The sequence below is a fragment of the Sulfitobacter sp. G5_S2_6_S6 genome (genome assembly GCF_054968505.1).
Window position 1 is genome coordinate 180,301 of sequence record NZ_JBQKUI010000005.1, and the last position, 17,817, is coordinate 198,117.

Here is a 17,817-nt window from a genome sequence, read left to right on the forward strand (position 1 = left end):
TAAATTTTAGGCAACAGGTCAGTTTCTCACCAGCAAAAGCTTTTGGTTTGATTGAGTTTCGGCCCACCCCTCGGTAAACCAAAGGCAATTGCACAAGGATTAAGCGTTTGGATCTCTCGGATCTGCCCTTCAAACTCGACCCGCCCGTTTTGCTGGCTCCGATGGCGGGGATCACTGATCTGCCGTTCCGCACATTGGTGGCGTCTTTTGGCGCAGGGTTGGTGGTGTCAGAGATGGTTGCCAGCGTCGACATGATCAACGCCCGCCCCGGGACGCTGGAAAAGGCCGAACTGGGGCTTGGCGTCGAAGGCACTGCGGTACAGCTGGCAGGACGCGAGGCCGCCCCCATGGCCGAGGCCGCGCGGATGGTCGAAGGGCAGGGCGCGCGGGTGATCGACATCAATATGGGCTGCCCTGCCAAGAAGGTGACCCAAGGCTATTCCGGCTCTGCGTTGATGAAAACGCCCGACCACGCGCTGCGCCTGATCGAGGCGGTGGTGAACGCGGTGAACGTCCCCGTCACGCTCAAGACGCGGCTGGGGTGGGACGACAATATGCTGAACGCGCCACAGATCGCCGCGCGGGCCGAAGCGGCGGGGATCACGATGATCACCATCCACGGACGCACGCGCTGCCAGTTCTATAAGGGCTCCGCCGATTGGGCCGCGATTGCGGGTGTCAAACAGGCGGTCTCTATTCCCGTCATTGCCAATGGCGATATCATCAGCACCGATGCCGCGCGACAAGCGCTGGCGCAGTCGGGGGCCGACGGTGTGATGATCGGGCGCGGTGCCCAAGGCAAACCGTGGCTGCTGGCTCAGGTCGCCCATGATCTGTTCGGCGCGCCCGCACCGGTCATCCCGCAGGGTGCCGATTTCGCGCGCATGGTATCCGACCACTACGAGGCGATCATCCGGTTCTATGGCGAGGTGATTGGCCTGCGCGTCGCGCGCAAACATCTGGGGTGGTACATGGACACCAGCAACACCCCCGCTGATCTGCGTCGCGCGGTACTGACCGCTGCCAGCCCCGCCGAGGTGCACCGCCTTATCCCGTCCGCCTGTCTGCCGGACCACCAGTTGGAGGCCGCTTGATGTCGCTGGATACTGTTTTCGCATCTCTGCCCGTGCCCGCCATTCTGATCGATACCGACGACACGATCGCCGAGCTGAACTCGGAAGCCGAAGGGTTTCTGAACGCCTCTGCAAAATCCGTGCGCGGTGTGCCGGTGTGGGACATGATCGCCGTCGACGCCCCTCTGGAAGAGGCGTTCACCCGCGCCCGCGACAATGGCACGCCCTTGTTCGTCAACGATGTGGATGTCGGCAGCGGCCAACGCCCGCCGGTGCAATGCGCACTGCACTTCGCGCCGCTGATCGATGCGGCGGGGCAGATGATCCTGATGATCACCCCCCGCGAGATGGCCGGTCGGATGACGCAGAATAATTCGGTCAAATCCGCCGCCAAATCCGCCATCGGCATGGCCGAGATGCTGGCCCATGAGATCAAGAACCCGCTGGCAGGGATTACCGGCGCCGCGCAACTGCTCAGCATGAATCTCAGCACCGAGGATCTGGAGCTGACCGATCTGATCGTCGCGGAATCGCGCCGGATCGTGAAGCTGCTGGAACAGGTCGAACAATTCGGCAACCTGATGCCGCCGGAACGCAAGGCGGTGAACCTGCATGACGCGCTGGACCGCGCGCGCCGGTCTGCGCTGCTGGGGTTTGGCGCGCGCATGAAGATTATCGAGGATTACGACCCCTCGCTGCCGCCGGCCTTGGGCGACAAGGATCAGTTGCTGCAGGTGGTGCTGAACCTGATCAAGAACGCGTCAGAGGCGGCGGGCCCCTCGGGCGGGACGATCCGGTTGCACAGCTATTATGAACATTCGTTCCGCATGCGCCGATCCGACGGCACGGCGCAATCGTTGCCCTTGCAGATCGAAGTCATCGACGACGGCCCCGGTCTACCGGAGGCGATCCGCGCTGACGTGTTCGAACCCTTCGTATCCGGGCGCGAGAACGGCACCGGGCTGGGGCTGGCGCTGGTGAGCAAGATCATTTCCGACCACGGCGGCTGGATCACGGTGGAGTCTGTGCCCGGCAAGACCGTATTCCGCATCTCACTGCCGCGGGCCGATAAGACCCAAATTGAAAATACCGCTTCCGATCAGGAGAATTGACGATGGATGGCACCGTTCTGGTCGCTGATGACGACCGCACAATCCGCACCGTTCTGACACAGGCACTGACCCGCGCGGGCTGCAAGGTGCACGCGACATCCAGCCTGACCACCCTGATGCGTTGGGTCGGCGAGGGCAAAGGCGACGTTGTGATCTCGGATGTGGTGATGCCCGACGGCAATGGGCTCGAGATGCTGCCCAAGATCGCGCAGGACCGCCCCGGTTTGCCCGTGATCGTGATCTCGGCGCAGAACACCATCATGACCGCGATCAAGGCGGCAGAAGCGGAAGCCTATGACTACCTGCCCAAGCCTTTCGACCTGCCTGACCTGATGAAACGCACCGCCCGCGCGCTAGAGCGCAGCGGGCCGGCGCGCCGTCCGGCGCAGACCGGCTCTGACAGCGATGGGGACCGCGATGATCTGCCGCTGGTGGGGCGCACGCCGGTGATGCAGGCGCTCTACCGCGTGGTGGCGCGGGTGATGAACACGGATCTACCGGTGTTGATCTGGGGCGAATCCGGCACAGGAAAGTCGCTGATTGGCAAGGCGATCCACGATTTTTCGGACCGGCGGAACCTGCCCTTTGTCACCGTCACCTCGGCCGAGTTGCAAGACCTTGAGGGCCCGACACGTGTCTTGGCGAGGGTCCGCGGCGGGACGCTGCTGATTGACGAGATCGGTGATTTCTCGGAAGAGATTCAGGCCCGTATCGCGCGCATGATGGACACGCCCGGTGAACATGCGCCGCGGTTCCTTGCCACCAGCCAATCGGATCTGGCCGCCGCGATGAAGGCGGGCACCCTACGGCGCGATCTGTATTATCGTCTCTCGGGGGCGACGCTGCATGTGCCCGCGCTGCGCGACCGCGTGGATGATATTGCCTTGCTTGCCGCGCATTTCCTTGAACGGTCCGAAACCGGCAATACCGCGCCGCGCGCCCTGTCCGAAGGGGCGGCGAAGGTCTTTGCCAACTATCAATGGCCCGGCAACGTGCGACAGCTGGAACACGCGATGCGGCAGTTGGCGCTGACCAGCCGCGCGCCCGAAATCACCCAATCCGAGGCAGAGCATGTACTGGGCGCGCAACCCGACCCCGAACCGCTGCGCGCGCAGGCCAATACCGAAAAGCTTGGTGCGTCGGTCGAACGTCACCTGCAGCGATACTTTGACCAGCACGGATCCATGCTGCCGCCCCCCGGGCTCTACGCCCGTATCCTGCGCGAGATCGAAGCCCCGTTGATCGAGATCGCCCTTGCCGCAACCGCTGGTAATCAGGCGAAATGTGCAGACCTTCTGGGAATCAACCGCAATACGCTGAGAAAAAAGATCACGGACCTCGATATTGAGGTGACACGCGGTCGAAAAATGATGTAAAAGCGCCACATAACCGTGGCCATCTAGCCTCAAAGCCGGATCAGGACCACAAAAATGGGCGGTTGATGCATAGGTGCATCACATCATCGGTGAGGATAGCGGGTGCTTACCCGGTCACGCAGCTATTATCTTATGCGGCTTGAGCGCCTGCGCCGGATCAGGCGTGTGCGCAATCTGGCGACCCTGGGGCTTGTGGTTCTGGGGCCGGTGCTGGCGCTTGTCACCTATCTGGTGCTCGGCCCGCTTGAACAGGGCGGAAACACCCCCAGCCTGCGCATCATTCTACTGATCGATCTGGTCTATATCCTGCTCGTTGCCGCCCTTGTGCTGAGCGAGGTCGCTCGGCTGGTGGCGGCGCGGCGGGCGAAGTCGGCGGGTTCCCGGTTGCACCTGCGTCTGACGGGGGTGTTCGCGCTGATGGCGCTGATCCCGACGGTGAGTGTTGCGATCTTCGCGGGGCTGACGATCAACGTCGGGCTTGAAGGCTGGTTTTCCGATCGGGTGCGGTCCGTGGTGGGCAATTCGCTGGCCGCTGCCGAAGCCTATGAGAACGAGCAAAGCGACGATCTGCGCGAAGATGCCATCGCCTTGGCCCGTGCGATTGATCAAGCGCGCACGCAGGGCGTTGATGTGCCTGACACCCAGCTTTTGGCGGACGGGCAACGCCTGATCCAGCGCGGCTTGCGCGAGGCCTATATGATCGATGGCACCGGCCAGATCCGCGCGCGCGGCGACCGGTCCTATCTGTTCGATTTCGAAGAACCGACACCCGAACAGATCCGCGAGGCACAAGAGCTCGACGGCGCGCCGCTGGTGATCGAGGATTGGGACAACAACGAATTCCGCGCGCTGGTGCTGATGGAAGCCTTTGTCGATCGCTATCTTTACGTCAGCCGCGATGTGGACGGAAAAATCCTGTCGCTGCTGGACGATACCAAGGAAACGGTGCGGCTGTACCAACAGCTTGAAAACGAGCGCGGCAAGCTGCTGTTCGAATTCGGGCTGCTTTATGTGGGCTTTGCGGTGATCCTGATTCTCGCAGCGGTCTGGCTGGGGCTGTGGTTTGCCGAACGTCTGTCAGGGCCGGTGGGTCGGTTGACCGGCGCGGCGCAGCAGGTCGGTGCCGGTGATCTTGAGGTTCAGGTCCGCGAGGAAGAGGGCGATGACGAGATCGCCATGCTTGGCCGCTACTTCAACCAGATGACCAAACAGTTGAAAGGCCAGCGCGAAACGTTGCTGGATAACACCCGTCAGATCGAACGCCGTCGCCGCCTGTTCGATTCGGTGCTTAGCTCCGTCACCTCGGGCGTCGTGGGGCTGGACCCCGAAGGGCGGGTGACCTTCGTCAACCGGTCTGCCGCGCGGCTGCTGGACTGGAGCGAGGACCAGCAATCGCTGGCGCTCTCTGTCGCGGTGCCGGAGTTCGGCCCGCTGTTCAATTCGGTCGTCAGAGGCCAGAACGAGGTCGCGCAGGGCGAGATCAAGGTCTCGCGTCAGGGGCAGATGGAAAATCTGCTGGTGCGCGTCGCCACACGGCGCAGCGAAGACGGGCGGCTAGAGGGCTATGTTGTCGCCTTTGACGATGTGACCGATCTGGTAAGCGCGCAGCGCATGGCCGCATGGGGCGACGTGGCGCGGCGCATTGCCCACGAGATCAAGAACCCGCTCACTCCGATCCAGCTGAGCGCCGAGCGGATCAAACGCAAGTTCGGCCCCAAGCTGCCCGACGACGCCGCCAGCCTTGACCAGATGACCGGCGTGATCATCCGCCAGACTGGCGACCTGCGGCGTATCGTCGACGAATTCTCCAAATTCGCGCGCATGCCAGAGCCTGAAACCTCTGTGCAGAATGTCGTTCAGGTGCTGCAGGACGCAGTCTTGTTGCAGCAGTCGGGCCAGCCCGACGTGACCATCAGCGCCAATCTGCCGACACAAGAGATACTGGCGCGGGTGGACCAGACAATGCTGTCGCAAGCCTTAACAAATTTGATTAAGAACGCGGGCGAAGCCATTGAAAGCCGTAAGCAAAATGACCCAGACGCCGACATAGACCCGCGCATCGAGGTGCAGTTGACCACAACCCAAACGGCGCTACAAATCACCATAGCGGATAATGGCATCGGATTGCCGGAAGACCGCGCGCGACTGTTCGAGCCATATGTCACCACCCGATCCGAAGGGACTGGCCTTGGCCTGCCCATCGTGAAAAAGATCATCGAAGAACACGGCGGGACGTTGTCGTTGGAAAACGCGCCGGTCTTCGCGGGCGAAACACATTTCGGCGCAATGGCGGTTATCACGCTACCCCTTGCTGCCCCCACCGGAACCCCAGAACTGGAGACCCATAATGAGTGACATCCTGATCGTTGACGACGAACGCGACATCCGCGAGTTGATTTCGGACATTCTGGAAGACGAGGGCTTTGTCACGCGGTTGGCCGGCAATTCGGACGAGGCGATCTCGGCCATCAACGCGGAACCGCCGGCGCTGATGATCCTTGATATCTGGTTGAAAGACAGCCGGATGGACGGGATCGACATTCTGAAAACGGTAAAGCGGGACAATCCGGATGTGCCTGTTGTCATCATCTCGGGGCATGGGAACATCGAAATCGCGGTCGCGGCGATCAAGCAGGGTGCCTATGACTTCATCGAAAAACCCTTTAATATCGACCAGTTGATGGTGGTGATCCGCCGCGCGATGGAAACCTCGCGCCTGCGTCGCGAGAACCACAGCCTCAAACGCCGCGAGGTCGCCAGCACCGATATGATCGGCAGCTCGACCGCCTTCAAAACGCTGATGGGGCAGCTTGACAAGGTCACGAAATCGAACGGTCGGGTGATGCTGCGCGGCCCTGCGGGGGCGGGCAAAGAGATCGCCGCGCGCTATATCCATGCCAATTCCAACCGTGCCTCCGCCCCCTTCGTAACGGTCAACTGCGCCAGTGTGGCGCCGGACCGCATGGAAGAAGTGTTGTTTGGCCGCGAAACCCCCGACCGTGGGGTAGAGCCGGGCCTGCTGGAACAGGCGCATGGCGGGGTGATCTTCTTTGACGAGGTGGCCGATCTGCCGCTGGGGACACAATCGAAAATCCTCCGTGTACTGGTGGACCAGCAATTCACCCGCGTCGGCGGCAACGACAAGGTGCGTGTCGATCTACGCGTCATATCCAGCACAAACAAGGACTTGGATGCCGCGATTAAAGCGGACACCTTCCGGCAGGAACTATTTCACCGGCTCAACGTCGTGCCGATCTCTGTCCCGTCGCTAGAGGACCGCCGCGAGGATATTCCCGTCTTGGCGCGCCACTTTATCGCGGACTTCAACGCCTCGCAGGGGTTGCCGCTGCGCGAATTCTCGGGCGATGCAGAGGCGTTGCTGCAGACGATGGTCTGGCCGGGCAACGTGCGTCAGCTCAAGAACCTTGTGGAACGTGTGCTGATCCTTGGCGACGGCACCGGCCCGATCGAAGCGCGCGAGCTGCCGGGCGAGGAAGAAACCACCGACGAGGAGGGCCGCGTGGTGCTGTCTGGTGCCTTGGCGACCTTGCCCCTGCGCGAGGCGCGCGAGGCGTTCGAACGCGAATACCTGCTGACCCAGATCAACCGGTTCGGCGGCAACATCAGCCGCACCGCGAATTTCGTCGGCATGGAACGGTCGGCGCTGCACCGGAAGCTCAAAAGTCTCGGGGTGGTGACCTCGGCCAAGTCGGGCACGCGGGTGGCGCATGTCGATGATGACGGGGCAGCCGATAGCTGACCCCGCTCGCTACCCCCGCGTCACGATCTGGAAACTGCCATCGTCATTGCGGATCACGCAGGCGTTTTCGGTCAGCGCGGGCAGGGCGGTCGTGCGCCCCTGCGGCGCGGCCTTGGCGATGCCAGCGGGGCATTGCGGGATCGACACCGGCGCAAAGCCGGCATCGGCCATACATTGCGTTTCAACCCTTTTGCGCAGATCGGCACTGGGATCGACCGTATAGGTCTGCCCGGGCTCGAAATATCCCGCGCGGGAAGTGCAACGGCCATCGGACCGGCAGACGCGGCGCGGCGGGATGAAACGGGGCGGGGTGCGCACGGTTTGAAGCGCCACAGGCACCTGCGCCAAGGCATCGACCTGACATTGCGTGGTCTGCCGTTCGACCATCGCGACAGTGGCACCGGGCTTGTAGTAGGTGTTCAACGGTGCGCAGGCTGCCAGTGCCACGCCACCCCAGATGATCAATGCCGTTTTCCGCATATGCGCCCCCCGTCTTGCTATGGAAGCAAGTCTGACATTTGAATTGACCCTTGCATAGCCATCTGTCATTCAAATCACTGGCATATCACGGGTCACGCGGGTACGCCCCAGCTGGTGACGCAAGGCAAGGCTTCACGCCAAAGGAACCCCATTTATGAAAGTGATCATTTGCGGCGCAGGGCAGGTCGGGTGGCAGATTGCCCGCCATCTTTCGGGCGAACGCAACGACGTCACAATCGTTGACAGCAACGCCGATCTGGTGCGCCGCGCCACCGATACGCTGGATGTGCAAGGGATCGCCGGCTTTGCAAGCTACCCCGACGTGCTGGACCGCGCCGGGGCCCGCGATGCCGAGATGATCATTGCCGCCACCCATTCGGACGAGGTGAACATGGTCACCTGTCAGGTGGCCCACTCGGTCTTTGGCATCAACCGCAAGATCGCGCGACTGCGTAGCCAATCCTATCTGACGGCAATCTATTCCGATCTTTATCGTCGCGATCACATGCCGATCGACGTTGTGATCTCGCCCGAAAAAGAGGTGGCGAATGCGGCGTTGCAGCGGCTTTCGGCCCCGGCGGCCTTCGATACAGAGACCTTCATGGACGGGATGGCGCATCTGATCGGTATCCAGATCGACGAAGACTGCCCGGTTGTGAACACGCCGCTGCGACAGTTGACCGATCTGTTCTCGACGCTGCGCGCCGTTGTCGTCGGGGTGCGCCGTGATGGGACGCTGTTTGCGCCGGAATCCAAGGACCAGCTGTTTGTCGGTGACGCCTGCTATGTCTTCTGCCACCGCGATGACATCCCCCGCACGCTCGAGATTTTTGGCAAGACCACCAGCAAGCTTGAACGTGTCGTGCTTGTGGGCGGGGGGAATGTCGGGCTGGCCGTGGCCCAGAACCTCGAAGCGCGCGGCAAGCGGGTGCGCACCAAGATGATCGAGAAGAACCGCCGCATCGCGGAACGCGCCGCCGAGGCGTTGGAGCGGACGATCGTGCTTAACGGTGACGGTCTGGACGCGTCCCTGCTGGCCGAAGCGGGCATTGGCCGCGCCGATGCGATGATGGCGATCACCGATGACGACAAGACCAACATGCTGGCCTGCGTGCGCGCCAAATCCGAAGGCTGCCCCTATGTCATCGCGCTGATCAATGACCCCACGCTGGTCCCGCTGATGGAGCCTTTGGGCATCGACGCCTATATCAACCCGCGTTCCACCACCGTCAGCTCTATCCTGCGGCACATCCGTCACGGGCGGGTGCGGTCGGTCTATTCCATCGGCGACGCCGAGGCAGAGGTGATCGAGGCCGAGGTGCTATCGACCTCTCCGATTGCGGGCAAACGTGTGTCCGACATTGATTTCCCCGAAGGGGCATTGATGGGCATGGTCCGCAAGGGCGACGAGGTCATGCGCCCCCTTGGCACCACACGCATCGAAGAAGGCGACGTCATCGCTGTGTTCTGTCTGGCCAAAGACGTGCCGCAGGTCGAACAGCTGATGCAGGTCTCCATCGACTTTTTCTGATGGTGCCTGCGTCCAAATTATCGGAGCGCCGCACGTGAGACGCAAATCCTATATCCGCCGCGAGATCCTTGAACTGCCGCTGTTCTTGCTGATTTTCGGTGTGTTCAGCGCCTCGACGATCTTCCCGGCGATCTTTGCGCTGACCACCCAAGACCATCTGGCATCGCGGGCGTTTTTCTATTCGGGGCTGCTGGGGGTGATTATCTTTACCCTGATTGCGGTCGCCCATGCCGGACGGCGCGCGCGGCACGGGGCTTTGGGGCCGTTGATGTCGCTGTTTTCCAGCTTTGTCTTTTTGCCCGCGCTGCTGGCGATCCCGTTTCTTGAGGCCCTGCCGACCACGCGGTTCCTGCACGCCTATTTCGATATGGTCAGCGCGATTACCACGACCGGCGCGACGCTGTTCGATGATCCCGGGCGGATCAGTGACACGCTGCATCTGTGGCGCGCGCAGGTCGCCTGGATGGGTGGCCTGCTGATGTGGATCGCGGCCTCGGCCATTCTGGCCCCCTTACACCTTGGCGGATTCGAGGTGACCTCGCAGGCCGAACCCGGCAACCCGGACGAACGCCGCAGCAATATGGGCCAGATCGACCCGCGCCAACGGTTGCTCAGGTCCGCGGCGGCTCTGACGCCCACCTATCTGGCGCTGACGCTGATGCTGTGGCTGCTGCTGCTGGCCAATGGGGACCGATCGCTGGTCGCGCTGTGCCATGCCATGTCGGTGCTGGCGACCTCGGGCATCTCGCCACTTGGGGGGACGCATGACACCGGTGTCGGTTTCGGGGCCGAGGCGATGATGATGCTGTTCATGCTGTTCGCGCTGTCGCGGCTGACCTTTTCCAAAGACACGGTGACGGCGACGCAAGGGGGGCTCTTTACCGATCCGGAATTCCGGATGGGACTGGCGCTGATCCTTGGCGTGCCTGTGGTGCTGTTCGTGCGCCATTTTCTTGGCGCTTTCGATGTGGATGCAAGCGCCGAAGCACTTGAGACCGGAAGCGCGTTTTGGGGGGCCATGTTCACAGTCACCTCCTTTCTGACCACCACCGGATTTGTCAGCGCCTCATGGGCCGAAGCGCAAAGCTGGTCGGGGCTCGAGACGCCGGGGCTGATCCTCATGGGGCTGGCGCTGATCGGCGGCGGGGTGGCGACCACGGCCGGAGGGGTCAAGCTGTTGCGGGTCTTTGCACTGTATCGCAACGGCGTCCGCGAGATGGAACGGCTGGTCCATCCGCACTCTGTATCAGGTGCCGGTCAAGCGGGGCGGCGGCTGCAAAGCAACGGAGCATTCATCGCCTGGATCTTCTTTATGCTTTTCGCGCTGTCGCTGGCGGGGGTGACCCTGCTGCTGACCTTCGTCGGCGCGCCCTTTGCCGATGCGCTGGTGATGTCGGTGGCCACACTGGCGACAACCGGCCCGTTGATGGAGTTTGCCGCCGATGCCCCCATCGCGTTGATCCAGCTGGGCGACGGGGCCAAGATGATCCTATGTGCGGCGATGGTGTTGGGGCGGCTGGAAACTTTGGCGATTATTGCGCTGCTCACCCCTGATCTGTGGCGCGCGTGACACGGGATGCGGCTTTGCGCGCAACAGTTCTGACATTTTGGGGTGGAAACTCTGTGCGCGGGTCTTCATAGTCTTCCGAAGGGGTAAACCGATCCGCGGTTGCCAGCAAGAACAACAGCAAGAATAAGAGCGAGACCAACAATGGCGGCTGACCGACAAAACCTGCAAGACGCATTCCTGAACCATGTGCGCAAGACAAAGGTGCCGGTAACGATTTTCCTGATCAACGGTGTGAAGCTGCAAGGCGTCATCACATGGTTTGACAATTTCTGTGTTCTTCTGCGCCGTGATGGCCAATCGCAGCTTGTGTACAAACATGCGATTTCCACGATCATGCCAAGCACACCAATCTCGCTATACGAGGGTGAAGACGCTAATTGAGCCGTCCTCCGTTTCAAATTGATGACACCGCAGGCCCGAAGCGTACCCGGGCTTGGGTGATTCACCCTGACATCAAGTCAGACAATGACCGCCGCATCGCGGAGCCCGCCTTGGCGGAAGCCGTTGCCTTGGCCCGTGCCCTGCCGCATCTGGACGTGGAAGGGGCCAATATCGTGCCCCTGCGCACCGTCAGCGCGGGCATGCTGTTCGGCTCTGGCAAGATCGAGGAGCTTCGGCTTGTCTTTGAAGAGGCCGAGGTTGAACTGGTGCTGGTCGATGGACCGGTAACACCGGTCCAGCAGCGCAACCTTGAAAAAGCATGGGGCGTCAAACTGCTTGACCGTACCGGTCTGATCCTCGAGATTTTCAGCGACCGCGCCGCCACCCGCGAAGGGGTGCTACAGGTCGAAATGGCTGCGCTGAACTACCAGCGCACGCGTCTGGTCCGCGCCTGGACCCACCTTGAACGTCAAAGGGGTGGATTGGGCTTTGTCGGGGGCCCCGGTGAAACCCAGATTGAATCGGACCGCCGCGCCATTGACGAACAACTGGTGCGCTTGCGCCGGCAGTTGGACAAGGTCGTCAAGACTCGCGCCCTGCACCGCGCCGCGCGTGCCAAGGTACCGTTCCCCATCGTGGCGCTGGTGGGCTATACCAACGCAGGCAAATCGACGTTGTTCAACAGGATGACCGGTGCCGATGTGATGGCGAAAGACATGTTGTTTGCCACGCTGGACCCGACCATGCGCAGCCTTGTGCTGCCCGACGGGCCAGAGATCATTCTAAGCGACACCGTGGGCTTCATCTCTGACCTGCCGACGGAGCTGGTCGCCGCTTTTCGCGCGACACTGGAAGAAGTTCTGGCCGCCGATATCATCTGCCACGTGCGCGATATCTCTCATGCAGAGACGGAAAGCCAGGCACGCAATGTACGCGATATCCTGACATCCTTGGGCGTGCCCAAGGATACGCGCAGCTTCGAGGTCTGGAACAAGCTCGACCAGTTGGATGACGACCGTGCCGCCGCCGTACGCGCCCGTGCGCAGCGCGACGACAGTGTTCTTGCCATCTCTGCCATCACGGGTGAGGGGTTGGAGGAGTTGCAAGCGGTCATCGCCGAAGCGCTGCAAGGTGCTGTGCGTGAAGCCGAGCTGACGCTAGCCTTTGCCGACGGCAAGAAGCGCGCCTGGCTGTTCGAACAGGACGTCGTGATCGAGGAAACCCAAACCGAAGACGGGTTTAACTTGATCGTGCGTTGGTCGGCACAGCAAGAAGCGCAATACCAGCGGTTGTAAGGCCGGCAGGTCCCGGGACCATTTAAAATAAGATAAAAAACGCCCGGAAAAGTCGCATTTTCCGGGCGCTGCTGCATATGATTGGGGAGCGTTGATTTTTCAGGAGCCCCCGATGACTTTGATTATTCTATATGTGCTGACATTCGCGATCTTTCTGGGGCTCGATTTTCTGGGCCTGAGCTATCTGATCAAACCGGTTTTCAGCCGTGATATCGGCCCCTTGCTGCTAGACCAGTTCCGGCTTTTGCCTGCCTTTGTCTTCTATGCCTTCTATATCGCTGTGCTGCTGTATTTCGTCAGCTGGCCCGCGATTGCACAGGATAAATCCTTGCTGTGGGTCTTTGGCAATGCGGCGCTGATCGGGGCTTTGGGCTATGGCACCTATGAGTTCACCAACCTCGCGACGTTGAAAGACTGGACACCGCAAATGGTGGCGACGGATTTCTCGTGGGGGGTGGTGCTGACCGGGACCTCTGCCACGTTGGGGGTCTGGGGCACGCGGCTGTTTTCCTGACGGTTCAGGGGGCGGGGAAAAGGGGGGCCAGCCCCCCGGGATTTTGGGCCATTTGGAATTAGCGGCCAAGCTCGGATGAGAAGCGCCATGCGCCGGGTTGCAGCTTGTGTAGTTCCCAGTCGCCGACGCGCGCGCGGATCAGGCGGAGTGTCGGCAGGCCGACATGGGCCGTCATGCGCCGCACCTGACGGTTGCGACCTTCGGTGATCGTGATCTCGAGCCAGGCATCAGGGACGGATTTGCGAAACCGCACCGGCGGGTCGCGGTCCCACAGAGGATCGGGCGGGTCCATCAGCCGCGCCTTGGCGGGGGCGGTCTTGCCGTCTTTGAGCGTGACACCGCTGCGCAATGCGGCGAGGGCTTGTTCATCCGGCGTGCCCTCGACCTGCACCCAATAGGTTTTGGCCAGTTTATATTTCGGATGCGAGATACGGGCTTGCAGCGGGCCGCTATCGGTCAGCACCATCAGCCCTTCGCTGTCGCGGTCCAGCCGTCCGGCGGGGTAGAAGCCCTTTTCATCGATATAGGCCGACAGGGTCGGACGCGGCGAGCCTTCGGTGCCCTTGTCGGTGAATTGGGACAAGACGCCAAAGGGTTTGTTGAAAAGGATCACGCGGTTCATTCTGCCTCCGGTACCAGCTTGGTGATGCCGACGGGGGCGGCGCGGGCGAGCTCTTCGTCCAGCGACATGGGAATGTATTCGCCGCGCCGCCAGAGCTGTGCCAGATCGTCGTAGTGATGCGACAGGAAGTGGCCCGATTGGCCCGTTGATGTGATGAACACCGATGAATCCGGATCGGCGAAGTCATAAACCCCGCGAAAGCCTGCGCCGTGGACATTGGCGAAAGGGTCCGGCCCCGTGCCACGGGTGCGGCCGCGCAGCAGGGTGTTGTCACCGCCCGAGGTCGATTGGCGGATGTTCATGAAGTAGCGCAGCACGGGAACTTCGCCCAAGGTCTGGTGGTCGTGGGTGGCTTGGTGTGCGTCGCCCCACCGCAGGGATTCCAGCTGGGTGCCCCATGTTTCGTTGATCCAGATCAGCGCGTCGTCCAGCGCCATGCGGGCCATGTCGGGGCAGGTCTCTTTCGGGGCGGATTGCAGCACGTCGCACCATGCGGCCGCACCGTCCACATCGCGGAAAACACGTTCGATGAACAGCGGATCGACATGATCGAATTCCTCCGCCAGGGCCCCAAGCTCATCTTGGATCAGCCGTTGCTGCAAGGCGCGCAGCCAGGCGGCATAGATCAACGGTTCGGGCAGATGTTCGTTCATCTCGCCCGACCAGCCGGCAAGCAGGGTCAGCGCGCGTTGGCGTTGGCGCTCAGACGTGCCTTCGGGCGCGGTTTCGCCGGTGAACCACAGCTCGGCCCCGATCAGCGGTAGCAGAGAGCGTGCGGTGAAGCTGACCGTATCCAGCTGCGCCTCGATAAAGCTGTCGCGCGTGTGCACCTGACGGCGCTGCATCAGGTTGCGCCACCGTTGGATGCGTTGCGTATCGCCCCAAAGGAAGGACACGTGGTTGGGGAAGGGGCGGTCCACCGTTTTGTTGTTGGTATTGCCGATGATCCCGCCGCGGGGCGACAGGAATTCGGGGTTTGCGCTATAGGGCAGGCGGCCCTGCCAGCGGTTCGCGGCGATCCAGCCCGGTGTGGGCATGCGCCCCTGGCTTTGATGCGCGGCGTCGCGGGCGGGCAGCGCGCCGATGGTTTTCATCGCGATGGTATTCACATCCACCAGCGTCAGGTTTTGCGACGGCGCGATATAGGCCTCGCCCGCGGTGATCCCTTCCTCGACGGTCTTGGCCTCCATCAGCTGCATGGCCGCGGCGATCGAGGTATCGGCGGGGTCAAGCGCGGTCCAGTTCAGCGCGGCGACATGACCGGGCGGGGTGATCGCGGCAAGGTTATAGTGGCTGCCGGGAAGCACCGGCCCATTGTCGGTCCAGCGCAGGGTCAGCGTGATCGGATCGGCATCCTTGACCGTGATGATCGACGCGCGTTTGGCGAATTTCTTGAACCCGTCGGGGGTGCGGTATTCCTCGCTGTTGTCGGGGTTCAGCCCTTCGATATAGACATCCTGATCGTCGGCATAGGATGAGGTGATCCCCCAGCCAAGCGCGCTGCTGCGCCCTGTCAGCACCACGGGGATACCGGGGATCGTGCCGCCGATGACACCGCCTGATTGCAACTCGAGCCGCGCGAGGTACCAGATGGTCGGCGCGGTGAAGCCCAGATGCGGGTCATTGGCGATCAGCGTCCCGCCCGAGGCAGAACGATCCCGTGCGGCAGCCCAAGCGTTAGAGGCACCCGCCAGATCAAAGGATTTGAACGGTGACAGCGGAGAGGGATCAAGCGGGATATTGGCAGCGAACTGCGGCAGGCCGGGGGCAAGCTGCGCATATTCGGGCAGGGCGGCGATGCCGCTACCGGGGGCGTCGGGCAGGATATCGGACAGGCGCTTTTGATCGGGCAGCGCCAGCGAGGTGCGGGCGCGCTTGACCTCGGCATCCAGATGCCCCGACAGCTGCAACGCCATCAGCTTGACCAGCGCGACGGAATCCGCGGCGCGCCAGGGGGCGACAGGGGCATCAAACAGCAGCATTTCGGGGGCACCGCGACCCAGGGCTTCGGTGTTGATCTGATCCAGCCGGGCATTCACCCCGGCGGCATAGGCATCCAGCGCTGCGCGGGTCTTGGGGTCGAGCGCCTGAAGCGACTGCACCGACAAGGTATAAAGATCAAAGCGGCGCAGCAGACGGTCGATACGGACGGTGGTGGTGCCGAAAACCTCGGACAAGCGGCCTTGGACCGTGCGGCGCATGGTGATCATCTGCCACAGACGGTCCTGCGCATGGGCAAAGCCCAGCCCGTAGAACACATCTTGGTCACTTTCCCCGAAGATATGCGGCACATTGGCGTTGTCGCGCACGATCTCCACCTCGGCCCCGAGGTTGGGCACGCGGACCGTATCGTCGTAGTCAGGCAGCGACCGCGAGGCCAGCCAATAGGCACCGCCGACACCAATCACCGCCAGCACCACCAAGAGCGTTGCAATTCGCATCAGCCACCGAAAAACCACTGCCATGTCACGCTCCTGGGTATATCTACGCGCGATTGACCAATGCGCGCAGGGTGATAGGTTCCTCTCAGGCAATAGCGCAACTGAATGACAAGGAAAAGACGATGGCAAAGCTCGCATTTTTGGGATTGGGCGTGATGGGTGCGCCAATGGCCGCGCATCTGCAAAAAGCGGGGCATGACGTGACCGTGTACAACCGCACCACAGAGAAGGCGCGCGCTTGGGCAGAAACCCACGGTGGCAAGATGGCAGAGACGCCCAAAGCCGCCGCTGAAGGGGCAGAGATCGTTTTTTCCTGCGTCGGCAATGATGACGATCTGCGATCCGTCTGCGTTGGCGACGACGGCGCTTTTGCCGGCATGGGTGAGGGCACGATTTTTGTCGATCACACCACGGTCTCGGCAGCGGTTACGCGCGAGTTGCACGCGGCGGCGGATGCGCGCCAGATCAGCTTTGTCGATGCGCCGATTTCTGGCGGGCAGGCGGGGGCAGAGAATGGCCAGCTGTCCATCATGTGCGGTGGCGATTCCGGGGCCTTTGATCGAGCGCTGCCTGTGATGGAGGTTTACGCCAAGATCTGCCGTCGCCTTGGCGACAGTGGTGCCGGCCAGATGACCAAGATGTGCAACCAGATTGCCATTGCCGGTCTGGTGCAGGGCCTGAGCGAGGCGCTGCATTTCGCCCAGAAGGCCGGATTGGACGGGCGCGATGTGGTCGAGGTGATCAGCCAGGGTGCCGCAGGCAGCTGGCAGATGGCCAACCGCTACGAGACAATGCTGGACGATAAATTCGACCACGGGTTTGCCGTGGACTGGATGCGCAAGGATCTGGGGATTTGTCTGGACACCGGCAACGAGATCGACGCGAGCCTGCCTGTCACGGCGCTGGTCGATCAATTCTATAAGGATGTGCAGAAAATGGGGGGCGGACGTTGGGACACGTCGGCGCTTTTCAAACGTCTGAACGCCTTGGGTTAAGCCCAAAGCTGCCCGATCCGCGATGGTGCGGATCGGGCGTTTTGCTCAAGGAATGATGCGCGAATATTTCGTGCCTTCCAGTGTTGCACCGATACGCAGACCGGCGCGGCCAAAGACGGCGGCCAGCACGGGGGCAAGCACGGTTGTGGTATCCGCTTCGACGCTTTCGCCGCGATCCGAGATGACATATTCCAGATCGGCACCCGCAGCCCAACCGGGGGAGCGGCGGAAATCGCTGAGCGCGGCTTCGGTCATGAAGAACAGCACATGCGCATATTGCTGCGCCCCGATCTGTAATCCGCCCGTCGCCTTGGTGACCGAGTAATAGTCGACAGTCACGTTATTCACCCGCAGCGCACCACGACCATAGGCACCGCCAAAGCCAAGGCCGGCCTCGGTCACCAGCGGCATGATCAGCATACCGTTGGATTTTTCCGCCAGTTGCCGCGTGTTGGGGAAGCTGCGGTACATCGCATTGAGCGTCGCATCGACGCGGGCGTCGATCATCCCGCTGCCACGGCTGCCGACACCGTTGCCACATGCCGCAACGGCACCCGCGCTTGCAATCGCACCCAAAGCGAAAGCCCGGCGCGAGAAAGTGTTGTTTGTCATAGTCTTCTGCCTGTAATTGCCTGTGCCGGTTCATCCGGTTTCTGCGCGATCTTAT

The 17,817-nt window shown here is 62.0% G+C and carries 15 protein-coding genes; 11 read left to right on the forward strand and 4 right to left on the reverse strand.

The window, feature by feature from the left end:
* Positions 1-107 precede the first annotated feature (107 nt).
* From dusB to ntrX, 5 genes are all read left to right on the forward strand, one after another.
* Positions 108-1,094, forward strand: coding sequence for a tRNA dihydrouridine synthase DusB (gene dusB / locus ACTRWK_RS10830; protein ID WP_184582104.1), 987 nt, complete (start codon positions 108-110; stop codon positions 1,092-1,094).
* Positions 1,094-2,185 (forward strand): two-component system sensor histidine kinase NtrB, encoded by a 1,092-nt coding sequence (locus ACTRWK_RS10835; RefSeq protein WP_005853487.1) that lies wholly within the window; start codon positions 1,094-1,096, stop codon positions 2,183-2,185. The genes dusB and ACTRWK_RS10835 overlap by 1 nt, the downstream gene beginning before the upstream one ends.
* 2 nt (positions 2,186-2,187) lie before the next feature.
* Positions 2,188-3,561 carry a response regulator gene (locus ACTRWK_RS10840; protein WP_289081112.1) on the forward strand — a complete coding sequence of 458 codons (1,374 nt, stop codon included), beginning with the start codon at positions 2,188-2,190 and terminating at the stop codon, positions 3,559-3,561.
* A 132-nt stretch (positions 3,562-3,693) separates the two neighbouring features.
* Positions 3,694-5,916, forward strand: a complete 2,223-nt coding sequence (locus ACTRWK_RS10845; protein WP_462843928.1) for a sensor histidine kinase NtrY-like — start codon at positions 3,694-3,696, stop codon at positions 5,914-5,916.
* Complete coding sequence (gene ntrX / locus ACTRWK_RS10850; protein ID WP_037966344.1) at positions 5,909-7,321, forward strand: nitrogen assimilation response regulator NtrX; 1,413 nt, start codon at positions 5,909-5,911, stop codon at positions 7,319-7,321. Before ACTRWK_RS10845 ends, ntrX begins: the two co-directional genes overlap by 8 nt.
* 9 nt (positions 7,322-7,330) lie before the next feature.
* Here the strand turns inward: ntrX and ACTRWK_RS10855 are convergent, their stop codons facing one another.
* Positions 7,331-7,801, reverse strand: a complete 471-nt coding sequence (locus tag ACTRWK_RS10855) for a hypothetical protein (RefSeq protein WP_005853493.1) — start codon at positions 7,799-7,801, stop codon at positions 7,331-7,333.
* A 154-nt stretch (positions 7,802-7,955) separates the two neighbouring features.
* Between ACTRWK_RS10855 and trkA the strand changes: the two genes are divergently transcribed.
* The 5 genes from trkA (at position 7,956) to ACTRWK_RS10880 (ending at position 13,092) form a co-directional block, all read left to right on the forward strand.
* A complete protein-coding gene (gene trkA, locus ACTRWK_RS10860) occupies positions 7,956-9,332 on the forward strand; it encodes a Trk system potassium transporter TrkA (RefSeq protein ID WP_005853494.1) in 1,377 nt (458 codons plus the stop codon).
* Positions 9,333-9,366: 34 nt separating this feature from the next.
* Positions 9,367-10,902 carry a TrkH family potassium uptake protein gene (locus tag ACTRWK_RS10865; protein WP_005853496.1) on the forward strand — a complete coding sequence of 512 codons (1,536 nt, stop codon included), beginning with the start codon at positions 9,367-9,369 and terminating at the stop codon, positions 10,900-10,902.
* A 141-nt stretch (positions 10,903-11,043) separates the two neighbouring features.
* Positions 11,044-11,283, forward strand: coding sequence for an RNA chaperone Hfq (gene hfq, locus ACTRWK_RS10870; protein WP_005853497.1), 240 nt, complete (start codon positions 11,044-11,046; stop codon positions 11,281-11,283).
* Positions 11,280-12,578, forward strand: coding sequence for a GTPase HflX (gene hflX, locus ACTRWK_RS10875; protein ID WP_165934311.1), 1,299 nt, complete (start codon positions 11,280-11,282; stop codon positions 12,576-12,578). The genes hfq and hflX overlap by 4 nt, the downstream gene beginning before the upstream one ends.
* A 112-nt stretch (positions 12,579-12,690) precedes the next feature.
* On the forward strand, positions 12,691-13,092 hold the full coding sequence (locus ACTRWK_RS10880; protein ID WP_132996613.1) for a DUF2177 family protein: 402 nt from the start codon (positions 12,691-12,693) through the stop codon (positions 13,090-13,092).
* Positions 13,093-13,150: 58 nt separating this feature from the next.
* Here ACTRWK_RS10880 and ACTRWK_RS10885 read toward each other — a convergent pair whose 3' ends face one another.
* Both ACTRWK_RS10885 and ACTRWK_RS10890 read right to left on the reverse strand, forming a co-directional pair.
* Positions 13,151-13,714: a pseudouridine synthase gene (locus tag ACTRWK_RS10885; protein ID WP_037944262.1), complete on the reverse strand. Its 564-nt coding sequence runs from the start codon at positions 13,712-13,714 to the stop codon at positions 13,151-13,153.
* Entirely contained in the window at positions 13,711-16,179 is a 2,469-nt protein-coding gene (locus tag ACTRWK_RS10890) for a penicillin acylase family protein (protein WP_289081111.1), read from the reverse strand. Before ACTRWK_RS10890 ends, ACTRWK_RS10885 begins: the two co-directional genes overlap by 4 nt.
* Before the next feature lie 98 nt (positions 16,180-16,277).
* On the opposite strand from ACTRWK_RS10890, the gene ACTRWK_RS10895 reads away from it, so the two are divergent.
* Positions 16,278-17,150, forward strand: a complete 873-nt coding sequence (locus ACTRWK_RS10895; RefSeq protein ID WP_037944263.1) for an NAD(P)-dependent oxidoreductase — start codon at positions 16,278-16,280, stop codon at positions 17,148-17,150.
* A 45-nt stretch (positions 17,151-17,195) separates the two neighbouring features.
* Here ACTRWK_RS10895 and ACTRWK_RS10900 read toward each other — a convergent pair whose 3' ends face one another.
* Positions 17,196-17,762, reverse strand: a complete 567-nt coding sequence (locus tag ACTRWK_RS10900) for a lipid-binding SYLF domain-containing protein (protein WP_005853509.1) — start codon at positions 17,760-17,762, stop codon at positions 17,196-17,198.
* Positions 17,763-17,817: the final 55 nt, after the last annotated feature.